The 15,565-nt window shown below is 67.3% G+C and carries 9 protein-coding genes; 6 read left to right on the top strand and 3 right to left on the bottom strand.

Annotated elements, in window-relative coordinates:
- Positions 1–157: 157 nt before the first annotated feature.
- The 3 genes from ACE3QM_RS21465 to ACE3QM_RS21455 form a co-directional block, all read right to left on the bottom strand.
- Positions 158–2,788: a hypothetical protein gene (locus ACE3QM_RS21465; protein WP_374424729.1), complete on the bottom strand. Its 2,631-nt coding sequence runs from the start codon at positions 2,786–2,788 to the stop codon at positions 158–160.
- 413 nt (positions 2,789–3,201) lie between these two features.
- On the bottom strand, positions 3,202–5,076 hold the full coding sequence (locus ACE3QM_RS21460; RefSeq protein ID WP_374424727.1) for a GMC family oxidoreductase: 1,875 nt from the start codon (positions 5,074–5,076) through the stop codon (positions 3,202–3,204).
- A 10-nt stretch (positions 5,077–5,086) separates the two neighbouring features.
- Positions 5,087–7,537 (bottom strand): hypothetical protein, encoded by a 2,451-nt coding sequence (locus ACE3QM_RS21455; RefSeq protein WP_231464705.1) that lies wholly within the window; start codon positions 7,535–7,537, stop codon positions 5,087–5,089.
- Positions 7,538–7,938: 401 nt separating this feature from the next.
- Between ACE3QM_RS21455 and invF the strand changes: the two genes are divergently transcribed.
- The 6 genes from invF (at position 7,939) to sctN (ending at position 15,450) form a co-directional block, all read left to right on the top strand.
- A complete protein-coding gene (gene invF, locus ACE3QM_RS21450; RefSeq protein WP_269326102.1) occupies positions 7,939–8,712 on the top strand; it encodes an AraC family transcriptional regulator InvF in 774 nt (257 codons plus the stop codon).
- The gene (gene sctC / locus ACE3QM_RS21445; protein WP_374424724.1) at positions 8,709–10,445 is read left to right on the top strand and encodes a type III secretion system outer membrane ring subunit SctC; all 1,737 of its coding nucleotides are present in this window, start codon (positions 8,709–8,711) and stop codon (positions 10,443–10,445) included. Before invF ends, sctC begins: the two co-directional genes overlap by 4 nt.
- Positions 10,435–11,568: a YopN/LcrE/InvE/MxiC type III secretion system gatekeeper gene (locus tag ACE3QM_RS21440; RefSeq protein WP_304413455.1), complete on the top strand. Its 1,134-nt coding sequence runs from the start codon at positions 10,435–10,437 to the stop codon at positions 11,566–11,568. Before sctC ends, ACE3QM_RS21440 begins: the two co-directional genes overlap by 11 nt.
- A gap of 109 nt (positions 11,569–11,677) precedes the next feature.
- The gene (locus tag ACE3QM_RS21435) at positions 11,678–13,741 is read left to right on the top strand and encodes an EscV/YscV/HrcV family type III secretion system export apparatus protein (RefSeq protein ID WP_374424721.1); all 2,064 of its coding nucleotides are present in this window, start codon (positions 11,678–11,680) and stop codon (positions 13,739–13,741) included.
- 15 nt (positions 13,742–13,756) lie between these two features.
- Positions 13,757–14,164 carry an SPI-1 type III secretion system chaperone SpaK gene (gene spaK / locus ACE3QM_RS21430; protein ID WP_374424719.1) on the top strand — a complete coding sequence of 136 codons (408 nt, stop codon included), beginning with the start codon at positions 13,757–13,759 and terminating at the stop codon, positions 14,162–14,164.
- Complete coding sequence (gene sctN / locus ACE3QM_RS21425; RefSeq protein WP_374424717.1) at positions 14,161–15,450, top strand: type III secretion system ATPase SctN; 1,290 nt, start codon at positions 14,161–14,163, stop codon at positions 15,448–15,450. Before spaK ends, sctN begins: the two co-directional genes overlap by 4 nt.
- Positions 15,451–15,565 lie beyond the last annotated feature (115 nt).

Here is a 15,565-nt window from a genome sequence, read left to right as displayed (position 1 = left end):
GGGCGTCCGGCGCGTGGCGCAACCGCGATACCTGCGCGCGGCTGTGCTACCGGCAAGCGGGGTTCAGCAATATGGCGCTGGCGCGCCAGGCCTTGGTGGGCGCGCCGCCGCCGCGTGTGGCCCAGTAGTTTGGCGCGGGCGGCTGCGCGGCTGGCGTTTACACCTTGTCCGCCGCCAGCCAGCCCGCGCCGTCGCGGTCCAGCTTGCCCACCACTTGTTCGCCTATGCACAGCCCCAGCTTGCGATAGCTCTCGAACTGGGATTCGTCGAACCACTGATTGAGCGTGGACTGGTGCGGGAAGTCCGGATGCTCGGCCCGGTATTGCAGCACGTCCACCGGTTCCGCGCCCTTGCCCTGCAGGCAGGGCTTCAGGTAGAGCAGGTGGCCATTGGCGCCGGAGGCGTAGCGGATATAGCCGACGGCGTAGGGGGAGCGGCTGAAGCCGGTGGCTGGATCGCGGCGAATCTCGTCCACGTCGATGTGGATTTCCGCGCCCAGATCGATGCGGCATTTGCGGATGGCGTTGCCCAGGTCCTCGAAGGTCATCTGTTCATCCTGGCCGGCGTCGCTGACCACGATCAGCCGGCATTCCCGCCGCACCAGCTCGTACAGGCCCAGGTTTTCGAAGTGGCCGCCATCGCTGAGATAAACGAAGTCCGAACGGGCATTGGTTTGCCCCAGCAGCTCCTTGAGCAGATAGACCCAGCCTTGCGGCGGCGACATCTCCTGCAGCGCCGCGCCGGGCTTGCCCGGATTGGGGCACCAGCGCCCCAGCCGCACATTGAACACCGTCAGCAGGAAGGTGACCGCCGGCGAGCTGTGATAGCCCTGATTGGGGCTGACCGCGGCGCCGGACACCGCCATCAGCGAGCCCAGCATCGGCCCCAGTTCGGCGCCGGAGGCGTCGTCGTGCATATAGGCGCGGGTGGGCGCGAAGGCGTCGATGGCTTCCGGCGCGCTGTCGGGAAACTTGTAGCCGCAGTACAGCGGGGTGAAGGTGAAGGAGGCGGCCTTGCGCTGCTGCCAGGCCAGGTCGTCGCCGGCCACCAGGTTGAGCGCGGTGTTGATCAGGTGATAGGGCCGCTGCGGCGGGCTGGCGGGCGCGCCGGCCAGTTCGGCCAGCGGCAGGTCGTCGCCGGCGTTGAAGCCGGTGAAGCGGTTGACCTTGTCCGCCCGCTGCGGCGCGCTGGCGCCCAGGTAGCCGCGCGTCAGCCGGTTGCGGTAGAAGTTGTGCAGCGAGAACAGATTGATGTCGAAGCGGGAGGAGGCGAACATCGCCAGCCCGACGCAGGCCGCCGCCAGCGCCAGATAGAGCCAGCCGCCCATGCCTTGCCGCTCGGACGCGTCGAAGTGCAGCGTGGTCCAGTCGCTCAGATTACAGGCCTGGAAGCCGCACAGCTGTTGGCGCAGCTGCCAGCCGTCGGCGCGCAGTTCCAGCGCCGCCAGCAGCCAGCTGAGGCCGGCGCTGAGCAGGATCAGTAGGCCGGCGACGAAGACATAAGGCCCGATGCGGGCGAGCAGATCGCGCCAGCCGGCATTCTGGGTGCCGCTGGTCTTGGCGGACTGGCCCTGCCACACCGCGGCCAGCGTGGTTAGCAGCCAGGCCGGCAGCGTCAGCGCGCGCAGCCAGTCCGCGGTCACCGCCAGCAGCGGCAGCGACAGCGCTACCACCGCGAACAGCAGCACCAGCGCCAGGTCCAGCGCCAGGAGCAGGCCGCCCAGGCGCGACCACCATTCGCGTTGCAGGTCGGAGAAGCTGCGCTTGACCAGGCCGATGTGCAGCGCGGCGCTGAGAGCGAACACCGGCGGCAGCACGGCGAAGGCGCCGGCTACCACATACCAGCTCTGGGCCAGCGGCGAGCGTATGCCCAGCAGATAATCCAGCGCTTGCAGCAAGCCCCACAGCTTGCAGCCGGCTAGCAGGCCGGCCAGCAGCGCCCACAGCACGCTGCGCAGATAGCCGTTGCCGCGCAACTGGCTGAAGCCGCGCGCCAGCAAGGCCCAGTAGCCGGCATAGGCCAGGCTGGAGATCAGCGCCACCCGCCACAGCGGCAGCTGGCGCCAGAAGTCGTCGCGCTGGTCCAGTTGCTGGAGGGTGAACACCGCCATCGCGTAACAAAAGACCAGCAGCAGCGCGACGCTGAGGCTGGCGGCGCCGGGCGGCGCGGCGTCCTTGCCGTCGCGAGTGGTGCTGCGCGCCAGCAGCGCGGACAGGATGGCGGCGGCCGCGGCGACGACCAAGGCCAGCGGGCCGGCCAGCGGCAGCGCGGCGGCGCTGCGCGCCAGGCCCACCAGCGCGTGCGGCATCAGCAGCAGCGCCAGCAGCAGGCTTTGCAGCACGATCTGGTTGAGGATGAAGTTGCGCCAGTAGGTGAGGATGGCGGACAGGGTGTCCAGGCTGAACAGTCCGGTCTTGGGGGTCAGGTAGTTGCTGTAGTCGCGCAGGAACTGGATGGCCGGCTGGCGGCCCTGATGGTCGCGCAGCGTCTGTTCCATGCCGGCGTTGCCGGCGCGGCGCTTGAGCGCGGACAGCCAGCCGCCGAGGTAGCCGCCGCCGGAGACGGTGGACAGGTAGTCGATTTCGCGCAGCCAGCGGCTGCTGGCCAGCGCTTGCAACACGCCCAGGTTGAAGGTGGCGCTGCGGATGCCGCCGCCGGAGAAGGCGAGGCCGGCTTGCGGCGCTTCGCTGCCGCCTGGGCGTTCCACGCCTTCTTCCGCCCGCGCGGCGGCGAGGCCGGCGCGTTCGTCGGCGTTGACTTGGGAGAAGGGCTGGGTCGGGGTGCTCATCGGGTTCTTTCCGTTGGTCCGGCTTTGTCGGCGGGTGTTGGACTGGCAACCATTTCGTCGAGGCGGCTGATGATATTCATGGCCCTGAATCCGCTGCGCGGATGATGATTTTGATTGCCGGGGCTGCCCGGCGGGCAGGGAAAGGATATTTGTTTGGCCAAATATCCTCTCCACTCCTAAAGGCCACCCTGCAAGCCTGGCCTGCGGCTTCCCGCCGGGTCCCGTCAGGCCCGAGGCGCGGCTGAACTCGCGATTTGCTAGCGTCAAATCGCTCAAACAGGCAGCCGCTTAAGACCTCGGGCCTGCCACCCGGCGGCAGGCTTGAAGGGACCCGGGGCGCGTCGGATATGTAGTGTTTTTGGCGTTTTTCTAGTGGCTTCACATTGCTAGCTAAAACCGTGACTCGCCCTCCCTCAACGCTTGGCGTCTTCCAAAATCGCATCCGCCGCCTTCTCCGCGATCATGTAGACTGCGGAGACGATGAAGAAGCCGGGAATGCGCGGAAACACCGAGGCGTCCACCACGCGCAGGCCGCTGACGCCGTGGACGCGGAAGCGGCTGTCCAGCACGCCGCCGGCTTCGCGCGCGCCGATCGCGCAACTGCAGGAGGCATGGTGGCCCCAGGCGTTGTCGCGGACGAACTGACGCAGTTCATCGTCGCTCTGCACCGCTTCGCCGGGCAGTTCTTCTTCCGCGATCAGGTTCTGCTTTTTCAGATCGGCGGTGAGGCTGCGCACGAACTTGATGCCTTCCACCACCGAGTCCAGGTCTTGATCGCCGCCGGCGCTGCCTTCCTCGAAGTAGTGGAAGTTGATGTCCGGCGGGTCGCGCGGGTCGGCGGAGCGCAACCTGACCGTGCCGGCGCGGTTATTGGTGTGCGCCTTGAGAATGGCCCAGGTCAGGTAGTTCAGGTGTTCGGGGAACAGGCGCGAGTAGCCGGGGAAATAGCCTTTGAACAGACCCAGCAGCGCGAAGCAGAACAGGTCCGGCAGCGGCCGTTCCTGCGCCGAGCGGCGGATCACCGCCAGCACCGCGCCATTGGTGGTGTAAACGCCCTTGCGGCCTTCCGCCCATTGCTTGTATTGCGGATCGCCGGGCGCGAATTCCGCGTCCTTCAGCACTTCCCAGTGCTTGAAGTTCATCCGGTTGACCACGCCCACTTCGTAGCGGTCCTGCAGGTTCTGGCCGACGCCGGGCAGGTCCACGCGCGGCAGGATGCCGTGTTCCTGCAAATGGGTGGCCGGGCCGATGCCGGACAGCATCAGCAGCTGCGGGCTGTTGAAGGCGCCGCCGGCCAGGATCACTTCGCGGCTGCAGCGCGCTTCGCGGCGTTCGCCGGCGGCGTCGCTGACCCGGCCGCTGGCGCGGTAGAGGCCGGCGCCTTTCAGATATTCCACGCCGACGGCGCGCAGGCTATCGTCGAACAGCACTCGCGTGGCCAGCGCGTCCAGCTCGACGCGCAGCCGCTCCGGGTGGCGCGCCGCCACGTCCAGCACCCGTTCGCGGCTGCCGTTGCGCTGGTGGTCGCGGGTGGCCAGCGGCGGGTAGCAGACGCCGACGGCGTTGTCGCGCACCAGCCGCCAGTCGTTGGGGTCGGCCTGGCCTTGCAGCAGCCAGCGCCAGCTGTGGTGCGGCACGTCCACTTCCTGGAACACCTTGTCCACCGATACCAGCAGGGTGTCCACCAGGCCGGCGTCGCCCAGCGCGGATTCCGGTATCGCCTTTTCGGTTTGCAGCCAGCCGCGCCAGCCGTGGCGGGTGGGGTTGACGCCGAGCAGGCCCAGCCAGCGGTAGAGCGGGCGGTGATGGCAGTTTTCCAGCCGCTCGAAATAGCCGCGCATGGTGTCCGCGCGCCAGCTGTCGTCGCCGGTGAGCCGGGCGATGTTGTCCCAGTCCGCGTTGTGCGGGTAGACGGTGATCATGGCGTTGTGGGCGGTGCAGCCGCCCAGGGTGCCGGCGCGCGGGTAGAGCACGCCGTCCACGTTCTGGCCGTTCCATTGTGCGCGGTATTTGGGGTCGCGCTTCTGCTGGGCGTCGTCGGCGTAATGGCGGACGAAGTAATCCAGCTTCATCGCCTCGTTTTCCGATGCCAGCGCGTGGAACACCGGCACGTCGTAATCGTCGGGCAGGCGGTCGGCCTGGGGCTGCCAGGCGTCGCCGCCCTTGAGCGCGCGCGGGTCGCCGCCGGCCTCCAGCAGCAAGACCCGGTGCCCGGCCTCGGCCAGCCGCGCCGCCAGCGTGCCGCCGCCGGCGCCGGAACCCACCACGATGTATTCGTATTCGTCCATGGCGCTCGTTTCAGAAGGTTTTCAGGAAGGCGATCAGCGCGTATTTGTCGCTGTCGCTGAGGCCGGCTTCATCCTTCATATAGCCGGTGCCGAAGTAATGGCCGCGGTTGACCACGAAGTCCGGGCAGGTGCTCAGCTCCAGCATCGGCTTGACCAGGTTGGCGAACACCTTGCGCGCCTCTTCGTCGCTGGCGCCGGGCGGCAGCGCCTTGAGGTCGTGCTTGATCTTCAGCAGCAGGTCCAGCAGTTTCTTGTCGTGCTTGAGCCGCTCGCCCAGCGAGGGGTTGTCCAGCGTCACTTGCAGGTTGGCGATCAGGTTGACCGGGGTGCCGGCCGGGATCGGGCCCAGCTCCACGCCGTCCTTGCCGAACAGCCAGGGCAGGTAGCGCTGCAGCGGGCCTTGCAGCTCTTGCAAGGTGTCCGGCAGGTAGCCGGTGGGCACGCGCAGATAGCTGCGGGCGGTGGTGCGGTCGATCACGCCGGGCACTTTGTCGCCCAGCACTTTGTCCTTCTCGCGTTTTTCCGGCCACAGCAGTTGCTGGATGGAGTTGTCGAAGGACTCCATGCGCGCCGCCACCGACGGGCTGGGGTTGAACTTGCCCAGGCTGTTGTTGAGCAGGAGGGGCGCGGTGGACCAGACGCTGATCAGCGAGGCCGGGCGGGTGTAGCCGCGGCCGCCGGCCGGCATCTTGTACTGCCAGGGCTCGCCGGTGAAGGGGTTGTGCACGGTGATGCTGCCGACCGAGGGCAGGTCCTTATAGGTCTTGGACGAGAAGTTGTCCCAGATATTGCCCTTGAGCGCATTGGTGGCCAGCGGGCTGCAGGCATTGGTCTGCAGCAGGGTCACCGGCACGCGCAGCTCGGTGGACAGGTAGTTGTCCTTCAGGAAGTCGTCGGCCTGGACGATCTGGCGCATCTGCGATTTGAAGTCCTCGGTCTTGGTCCAGTCCCAGTATTTCTTGAAGCAGGCCAGGTAGTCCGGGCCGGCGCAGCCGGCGGTGGGGTCCAGCGGCGACACCTTGGGCGGCAGCTTGCTGGAGTGGCAGCGCGCGCAGTTTTCCGCGAACACCACCTTGCCGCGGCTGAGCTGGGCGGTGTCGTGGCTCAGGTATTGCTCGCCGCCGGGCGCGTCCTTCAGCTTGTGTGGGTCGGTGCTCTTCAGGAAGAACAGCGCCATGTTCACCGTCTGCTGCTCGGTGGATTGCCAGTACACCGAGTTCTTGCGCGCGTCGGCGATCTGGATCGGGGTGATGGTCTTGCCGCCCACCAGCGGGTTGAAGTGCAGCAGCCATTCCTCGCTGAACAGGCCGATGTTCAGATACACGCGGTTCAGCGCGCCCAGCGCGCCCACCGAGTCCGAGCCATCCTTCAGCACCCGCGGCGTCCACACGGTGTTGGGCGCTTGGAAGTATTGGGTCAGCGGGCCGGTCTTGACGAAGTCGTTGAACTGCTTGTTGTCGAGATTGCCGCCGGCCAGGGTTTCCTTGCCCCAGCGCTTGGCGATGTCCAGCCGCGCCTGCAAGCCGTACACCGCGTTCATGGTGCGCGGGTTGTTGATCGAGTCGGTGGATACCAGCGAGGTGTCCAGCGCGCCGGGCCGCGAGGTGTGGAATAGCTGGAAGGGGAAGCTGCTGGGGTCGGCCTGCCAGGAGAAGATGCGATCCACCCAGAAATACTGGGCGCCGACATTGGAGCTGAGGTTTTCCCATTTCGGGTGTTCCGGGTCCGCCGGCGGTTTCACCGGATTGGGGCCGACATGGCAGAACGCACAAGACATGCCCACGCGGTAGGGGCGGATCAGGTCCTTGTCGTTGTAGTAGCTGGGGTCTTCGTAATAGCGCTTGGCGTCCCATTTCTTGGCGGCGGCTTCGTCGAAGGCCGGGTTGGGGAACAGGCGCAGGCCCACCACGCCGGTGGCGTAGCCGTAGAAGGAGCCGACGGGCAGGTTCTTGCCGCGCGCGCCGATGACGACGCCGGGGTATCTCTTCTCATTCTCGAACGGGTCTTTCGCGCAATCGGCGCGGCGCTGGTCCAGCCACAGGCCGAAGCGCTTGTCGTCCGGGCCGGCGGCCTTGTCGAAACAGGGTTCGTTGACCAGGCCCAGGTAGTTCCAGCGGTTGTCGCGGCTGAACTTGAGGCCGGGATGGGAGGACAGGGTCTTGAGCAGGTCCAGGTTGCCGACGCTGACGGTGGCCAGCTTGTCCCACAGCCTGTCGTTGCCGCCGGTCCACACCAGCCAGGTGTTGCGGCCCATGACCTCGGGGGTGCTCAGCGCCACCCCGCCGTCCATGTCCTTGAAGTAGTTCTCGTCGGCGGCGGTAAAGGATTCCACCGTGCGCTGGGCCTGCTTGGCTTCGTCCAGCACGGTGCCGGGCTTGGGCTGATCGTCACGGCAGCCGGCCAGGCTCAGCAGCAGCAATAGCGCCGCTCCCCGGCGCAGGGTAGGGGTCAACTGGGCCATCGCATTATCTCCATTCGGCATCACGGCATTTTTGGTTTTGATCATTCATTTGGCATTTCTGTGCCTATCTCTGCCTATAGCACGACGGCCGGGCCGGCGGCGGCTGCGTAACTTTGCTGAGCGTTATTACTGATGGCGAAAAACCGGCGCCATGGTCGATAGTTGAAAGTTGCCCATGGCGCAAAAAGGGATAATCGCGGCGCTCAAACCGCCGGCTGGACGCGGCGACGGCGCGCGCGGCGCGTTTTGTCGCGCCGGCGCCGCAGTGGCGAGCCTGTCCTTTATGCCTGGAGGCCGCACGGTGAAAACTCGGGGTCCCATCAGATTTGCATCAGGATTCGGTCGCGGCGCTGGGGGACACTTTCCCGGTCCAAGCATGAGCCCGGCAGGGCGTTTGACCGATGACCGATAACGATGTGTTGCACCCGCTGGAGACTTTGGAGGCCGCAGCCAAGCGCAGCGTGCCGGCCCAGGAAGTCTGGCTGCTGCCGCCGCGCCGGGAAGAGTCGCGGCTGGAACTGAGCTGGGAAGAGGGCGGCGAGACGCTGGCCCTGGCGCCGGACTGGCAAGGCTTGCTGCTGCTGGACCGCGTGGAGGTGTGCGTGCTGTCCGGCACGCTGGCTTTTCAGCCGCTGCGGCTGGAGCCCTTGAGCAAATTGCTGGCCTTCGTCGACGAATCCAAGACCGACGAGGCCCGCGAGGCGGACGCTGCGGAGGCGCGCTGCGCGCGGCTGGAGCAGGCCGATCTAACGACCTGGCAGGACCGCAAGCGCTGCGAGTACTGGTTCTTGCTGCAGGTGCTGGCGCCGTCGCCGGCCTTCGCCGCGCTGCTGACGCTATTGCGCCGCAGCGAGAGCTATTGGCTGGTGCGCTTCCTGCTGGCCCAGTCCAGCCGTGGCGACAAGTTGCAGGAGCTGGGCGAGCGCTACGGCGTGTCCTATTCCCATTTCCGCCGGCTGTGCCGCCACGCGCTGGGCAATGCGGCCAAGACCGAGCTGCGCGACTGGCGCATGGCCCGCTCGCTGCTGGATGTGGCGGAGGGGCGGGAAAACCTGACCCAGGTGGCGCTCAAGCACGGCTATGCCTCGTCATCGCATTTTTCCAACGAGATCAAGGGGCTGATCGGCGTGTCGCCGCGCGGTCTGTCCAACATCATTCAACTGGCCACGAAATGAATCGAAGCTTTTTATCCGCCGCGCTGCTGGCGGCGGCGCTGGCCGCCGCGATGCCGGCCGCCGCCGCGCCGGAGCCGGCGCGCGCCGCCGATGCCGGCTACGTCGCCAAGAAGGAAGGCCTGCGCTCTTTCTTCGACGCGATTTCCTCGCGGCTGAAAAAGCCGGTGATTGTCAGCAAGCAGGCGGCGCGCAAGCAGATCAGCGGCGATTTCGACCTGGCCAATCCGCAGGCGCTGCTGGACAAGATGACCCAGCAGCTGGGCCTGATCTGGTATCACGACGGCCAGGCCATCTATGTCTACGACGCCAGCGAAACCCGCAACGCGGTGGTGTCGCTGCGCAATGTCTCGCTCTCCGCCTTCAACGACTTCCTGCGCAAGTCCGGCCTTTATGACAAGCGTTATCCGCTGCGCGGCGACAACCGCAGCGGCACGTTCTACGTGTCCGGCCCGCCGGTGTTCGTCGACCTGGTGGTCAACGCCGCCGGCTTCATGGACAAGCAGAGCGACGGCATCGAGCTGGGCCGGCAGAAGATAGGCGTGGTGCGGCTCAACAATACCTTTGTCAGCGACCGCAGCTATGAGCTGCGCGACCAGAAGATCGTCATCCCCGGCATGGCCACGGTGATTGAGAAGCTGCTGCAGGGCGAGGACAAGCCCTTGCAGTCCGCCGGCGCCAATCCGGCGCGGCCGCCGGCGCGCAATAGCGATATCCCGGCGATGCCGGACTTTCCCGCCGGCGGCGAGCTCAAGGCGCCGGCCTACCACGCTGGCCTCAGCCTGCCGGAGGCGCTGAAGCAAGACACGGCGGCCGGCGACATCAAGGTGATCGCCTACCCGGACACCAATAGCCTGCTGGTCAAGGGCACCACCGAGCAGGTGCGCTTCATCGAGAACCTGGCGCAGGCGCTCGACGTGGCCAAGCGCCACGTCGAGCTGTCGCTGTGGATCATAGACCTGGACAAGGGCGACCTGGACCAGCTGGGCATCAACTGGAGCGGCAGCGCCACCGTGGGCAACAAGCTGGGCGTGACGCTGAACCAGACCTCCTCCCTCAGCACCCTGGACGGCACCCGCTTCATCGCCTCGGTGATGGCGCTGTCGCAGAAGAACAAGGCCAATGTGGTGTCGCGCCCGGTGGTGCTGACCCAGGAAAACGTGCCGGCCATCTTCGACAACAACCGCACCTTCTACGCCAAGCTGGTGGGCGAGCGCAATTCCAGCCTGCAGCACGTGACCTACGGCACCCTGGTCAGCGTGCTGCCGCGCTTTTCCGCCGACGGTCAGATCGAGATGTCGCTGAACATCGAGGACGGCCGCGAAGCCAAGAGCCCGGATTACGACAAGGACCCGCAGGACGCGCTGCCCGAGGTGGGCCGCACCCGCATCAGCACCGTGGCGCGGGTGCCGCAGGGCAAGAGCCTGCTGATAGGCGGCTATACCCGCGACGCCAATATCGAGCAGAACAACAAGGTGCCGTTCTTGGGCAGCCTGCCGCTGGTGGGCGGCCTGTTCCGCTACCGCAGCCAGAACCAGAGCAATACCGTGCGCGTGTTCCTGATCCAGCCGCGCGAGATCGATGATCCGCTGACGCCGGACGCCAGCGATCTGGCGGCGGCGGTGGCCAAGCAGGGCGGCATAGACAGCGACCCGCTGCAGCAATGGGTGCGCGATTACCTGGACCGCGAGCAGCGCGCCGACGGCGCGGCCAAGGAAGCGGCGCGTGGACATTAGCAGCCGTCCGCCGCCGGTCTTCGGCGTGCGCTCGCCCAAGCACCAGGCCAAGCTGGACGCCCAGCGCGACGCCCAGCGCCAGGGCGAGGCCCAGCAGGCCGACGCGCAGCAGCTGGAGGACGCCAGCCCGGCGGCCGAGGTGCAGCGCTTCGCCCAGTCCACCGATGAAATGTCGGCGGCGCTGACCCAGTTCCGCAACCGCCGCGATTACGACAAGAAGCTGGGCCATCTGGCCGACAGCTTCGAACGGGTGCTGGACGAGGAAGCCCAGCCCAAGGCGCAGCAAATCGTGCACGTGGCCAAGTCCCACGGTGTCAGCGCCGAGGAGCTGCTGCGCCAGGCGCGTTCCCTGTTCCCGGACGACAGCGATCTGGTGCTGGTGCTGCGCGAGCTATTGCGCCGCCGCCAGCTGGACGAGGTGGTGCGCAAGCGCTTGCAGGCGCTGCTCAAGCAGGTGGAAGAGCAGGCCGAGCCCAAGCCCTTGAAGGCCGGCATCAATTGCGCGCTCAAGGCGCGGCTGTTCGGCAAGGCGCTGTCGCTGAGCCCCGGCCTGCTGCGCGCCAGCTATCGCCAATTCCTGGAGAGCGAGGCGGCGGAAGCGGAGATCTACGCCGACTGGGTGGGCAGCTACGGCTACCAGCGCCGGGCGGTGGTGCTGGATTTCATCGAGGGCGCGTTGCTGGCCGACATCGATTCGCTGGACGCCAGCTGTTCGCGGCTGGAGTTCGGCAATCTGCTGGGCCGGCTGGGCCAGCTCAAGCTGCTGCGCTCGGCCGACGCGCTCTTCGTCGGCCGCATGCTGGCCAACCCGCTGGTGTGCGCGTTCAACCCCAATGAGGCGGACTGGCTGCTGTTCATGCTGTCGCTGCTGCAACAGCCGCAGCAACTGGACGGCCTGTTGGCGGAAACCGTGGGCGACACCGCGCTGCTCAGCCGCCACAGCGAGCATTCCTCGCTGCTGCAGGCCTTGTTCCAGGCCTGCAAGGCGCTGCCGCCGCAGTTGTTCGTCGATGAACGCTGGCTGGACGCCTTGCAGGAGGAGTTCCGCCGCCTGGCCGCCATCGCCTACCGCCACGAGCTGGCCGAGCGCCGGCGCGAGGCCGAGGGCGGCGGCGCGGAGTAAGGAAGAGCCGCCAGGCAAGGCGAGGGGACGCGCCCCGCCTTGCCTGGCTGTTTTTCTCGGCGGGCCGCGGCCCGCTGTCAGATTATCGAATCGCTTTGGATGACTAACGGTGTTTAACTCCCTGCTCAACGGCGCGCGCTCGCGTCCGGAATTGCTGATCCTGCTGTTGATGGTGATGATCATCGCGATGCTGATCATCCCGCTGCCCACCTATCTGGTGGACTTCCTGATCGGCCTCAACATCGTGATCGCCGTGCTGGTGTTCATGGGCTCGTTCTACATCGACCGCATCCTCAGCTTCTCCACCTTTCCCTCGGTGCTGCTGATCACCACCCTGTTCCGGCTGGCGCTGTCCATCAGCACCAGCCGCCTGATCCTGATCGAGGCCGACGCCGGCGAGATCATCAACACCTTCGGCCAGTTCGTGATCGGCGACAGCCTGGCGGTGGGCTTCGTGGTGTTCTCCATCGTCACCGTGGTGCAGTTCATCGTGATCACCAAGGGTTCGGAACGGGTGGCCGAGGTGGCGGCGCGCTTCTCGCTGGACGGCATGCCCGGCAAGCAGATGAGCATTGACGCCGACCTCAAGGCCGGCATCGTCGACGCCGACGGCGCGCGCGAGCGCCGCAGCGTGCTGGAGCGCGAAAGCCAGCTTTACGGCTCCTTCGACGGCGCGATGAAGTTCATCAAGGGCGACGCCATCGCCGGCATCATCATCATCTTCGTCAACTTCATCGGCGGCATCGCCGTGGGCATGACCCAGCATGGCATGGACCTGTCCACCGCGCTGTCCACCTACACCATGCTCACCATCGGCGACGGCCTGGTGGCGCAGATTCCGGCGCTGCTGATCGCCATCAGCGCCGGCTTCATCGTCACCCGCGTCAACGGCGACAGCGACAATATGGGCCGCAACATCATGAGCCAGTTGCTGGGCAACCCGTTCGTGCTGGTGGTGACCGCGGTGCTGGCGCTGGCGGTGGGCATGCTGCCCGGCTTCCCGCTGATCGTGTTCCTGATCCTGGCCGCGGCCTTGGCCGGGCTGTTCTATTACAAGCGCCGCATGGCCGGCAAGGGCGCGCCGGGCGCGGCCCAGGCGCCGAAGGCTGAAGGCTCCGGCGCGGCCGCGGCCGGCGGCAAGGACAGCTCGCTGGGCCTGATCGGCAATCTGGACAAGGTGGCGGCGGAAACCGTGCCCTTGATCCTGCTGGTGCCCAAGGCGCGCCGCGCGGCGCTGGAGCAGGCGCAACTGGCCGAGCGCCTGCGCAGCCAGTTCTTCATCGATTACGGGGTGCGGCTGCCGGACATGCTGCTGCGCGACGGCGAAGGCCTGGCCGACAACCGGGTGGCGGTGTTGATCAACGAGATCCGCGCCGACGAGTTCGAACTGCATTTCGACCTGCTGCGGGTGGTCAATTACTCCGACGAAGCCGCCGCGCTGGGCGTGCAGCCGGTGTTCAGCGCCCAGGGCGCCAGCCAGTGCGCCTGGGTGCGCCCGGCCGACGGCGACAAGCTGGCCAAGCTGGGCTACCAGCTGCGCCCGGCGCTGGACGAGCTCTATCACTGCCTGGCCGCGCTGCTGGCGCGCCACGTCAACGAATACTTCGGCGTCCAGGAAACCAAGCACATGCTGGACCAGCTGGAAGCCAAATACCCGGATCTGCTCAAGGAAGTGCTGCGCCACGCCACGGTGCAGCGCATCGCCGAAGTGCTGCAGCGGCTGCTGGCCGAGCGCATCTCGGTGCGCAATATGAAGCTGGTGATGGAGGCGCTGGCGCTGTGGGCGCCGCGCGAGAAGGACGTGATCAATCTGGTGGAACACGTGCGCGGCGCGCTGGCGCGCTACATCTGCCACAAGTTCGCCAGCGGCGGCGAATTGCGCGCGGTGATGATGTCCGCCGAGGTGGAGGACATGGTGCGCAAGGGCATACGCCAGACCTCGGCCGGCGCCTTCCTCAATCTGGAGCCGGCGGCTTCCGACGAATTGATGGACCTGTTCGCGCTCGGCCTGGACGGCCTGGGCATCGCGCACAAGGACCTGGTGCTGCTGGCCTCGGTGGACGTGCGGCGCTTCATCAAGAAACTGGTCGAAACCCGCTTCCGCGATCTGGAAGTGGTGTCCTTCGGCGAAATCGCCGACAGCGTGTCGGTGAACGTGATCAAAACCATTTAAAAAAGGATTCCGCCTATGTTCGCCATGGATATCGCCCAATTGGTACGCGCCGCGCTGGAAGAGAGCGGCTGCGATCCCGCCCTGCTGGGCGACTTGGACAGCCATTCCACCATCGCGCTGGATCTGCACGACCTGCCCAGCATCCACGTCAGCGCCCAGGACGGCGAAGTGTGGCTGTGGTCGCGGCTGGCCGAGCACAACGAGGCGGTGCTGGCCCAGCGCGCCGCCGAACTGCTGCGCGAGCTGATGCAAGGCTGCCATTTCACCCGCGGCGGCCAGCTGCAGTTGGCCGCCAATGACGGCTACCTGGAACTGAAGGCGATGGTGCATCCGGACTGTCTGGCCGACGGCAAGCGCTTCTCCGAGGCCTTGAACGGCTACTTCGACGCGCTGGAGCGCTTCAGCGAGTCGCTGCTGCGATGAGGGCGCCGCGCCTGCTGCGCCGGCTGGCTTATCCGCAACGCCTGTCCGGCCCCATCCTGGAAGCCGCGCTGCCCGAGGTGGCGATAGGCGAGCTGTGCGACATCCGCCGCAGCTGGCAGGACCGCGAAGTGGTGGCCCGCGCCCAAGTGGTGGGCTTCCAGGGCGAGCGCGCGGTGCTCAGCCTGATTGGCAATGCGCGCGGCCTGTCACGCGAGGCGCTGCTGCAGCCCACCGGCCGCGCGCTGGCCGCCTGGATAGGCGAATCGGCGCTGGGCGCGGTGCTGGACCCGTCCGGCCGCATCGTCGAGCGCTTCGCGCCCGAGGCCGGCGTCGGCGGCGAGGAGCGCGGCATCGACGCCGATCCGCCGCCGTATTCGCGGCGCGTCGGCATCCGCGAGCCGCTGGCCACCGGCGTGCGCGCCATCGACGGCCTGCTGACCTGCGGCGTCGGCCAGCGCGTCGGCATCTTCGCCTCCGCCGGCTGCGGCAAGACCATGCTGATGCACATGCTGATCGAGCAGAGCGACGCCGATGTCTTCGTCGTCGGCCTGATCGGCGAGCGCGGCCGCGAAGTGACCGAATTCGCCGAGGCGCTGCGCGCCTCGCCCAAGCGCGAACGCTGTGCGCTGGTGTTCGCCACCTCGGACTTCTCCTCGGTGGACCGCTGCAACGCGGCGCTGCTGGCCACCACGGTGGCGGAGTACTTCCGCGACCAGGGCAAGAAAGTGGTGCTGTTCGTCGATTCCATGACCCGTTACGCCCGCGCGCTGCGCGACGTGGCGCTGGCCGCCGGCGAACCGCCGGCGCGGCGCGGCTATCCGGCCTCGGTGTTCGACAGCCTGCCGCGCTTGCTGGAACGCCCCGGCGCCACCCACGGCGGCAGCATCACCGCCTTCTACACCGTGCTGCTGGAAAGCGACGACGAGCCGGACCCGATGGCCGACGAGATCCGCTCCATCCTGGACGGCCACATCTATCTGAGCCGCAAGCTGGCCGGCCAGGGCCACTACCCGGCCATCGACGTGCTCAAGAGCGCCAGCCGCGTGGCCGGCCAGGTCTGCGGCGGAGGTCATCTGCAGGCGGCCTCGGCGCTGCGCGCGCTGCTGGCGCGGCTGGAGGAATTGCAGGTGTTCATCGACCTGGGCGAATACCGCCCCGGCGAGAACGCCGACAACGACCGGGCGATGAACGCGCGCGAGACATTGCGGCAATGGCTGCGCCAGCCGCTGGACGAGCATTCGCCGTTCGAGGCCACGCTGCGGAGCCTGGATGCGTTTACTGCCTAAGCTGGGCGCGCGGCGGCGCCGGGGCCATCCACAGGCGGCCCCCCGCGGGGCCGCGGTGTGTACGCAGGCGCGCCCGGGGGGGGCCCACCCCGGGGGGCCAAAAACCCGGGGGTTT

Source organism: Chromobacterium sp., assembly GCF_041912965.1.
Taxonomy (GTDB): Bacteria; Pseudomonadota; Gammaproteobacteria; order Burkholderiales; family Chromobacteriaceae; genus Chromobacterium; species Chromobacterium aquaticum.
The sequence above is the reverse complement of the archived record's forward strand: the minus strand, read 5'-3'. Positions and strand labels throughout refer to the sequence as shown.

What these genes read in the sequence shown, in the direction of transcription:
- spaK (WP_374424719.1), top strand. Translation starts at nt 13,757, where the DNA reads ATGTTCGCCATGGATATCGCCCAATTGGTACGCGCCGCGCTGGAAGAG.
- invF (WP_269326102.1), top strand. Translation starts at nt 7,939, where the DNA reads ATGACCGATAACGATGTGTTGCACCCGCTGGAGACTTTGGAGGCCGCA.
- ACE3QM_RS21455 (WP_231464705.1), bottom strand. Translation starts at nt 7,537, where the DNA reads ATGGCCCAGTTGACCCCTACCCTGCGCCGGGGAGCGGCGCTATTGCTG.
- sctN (WP_374424717.1), top strand. Translation starts at nt 14,161, where the DNA reads ATGAGGGCGCCGCGCCTGCTGCGCCGGCTGGCTTATCCGCAACGCCTG.
- ACE3QM_RS21465 (WP_374424729.1), bottom strand. Translation starts at nt 2,788, where the DNA reads ATGAGCACCCCGACCCAGCCCTTCTCCCAAGTCAACGCCGACGAACGC.
- sctC (WP_374424724.1), top strand. Translation starts at nt 8,709, where the DNA reads ATGAATCGAAGCTTTTTATCCGCCGCGCTGCTGGCGGCGGCGCTGGCC.
- ACE3QM_RS21460 (WP_374424727.1), bottom strand. Translation starts at nt 5,076, where the DNA reads ATGGACGAATACGAATACATCGTGGTGGGTTCCGGCGCCGGCGGCGGC.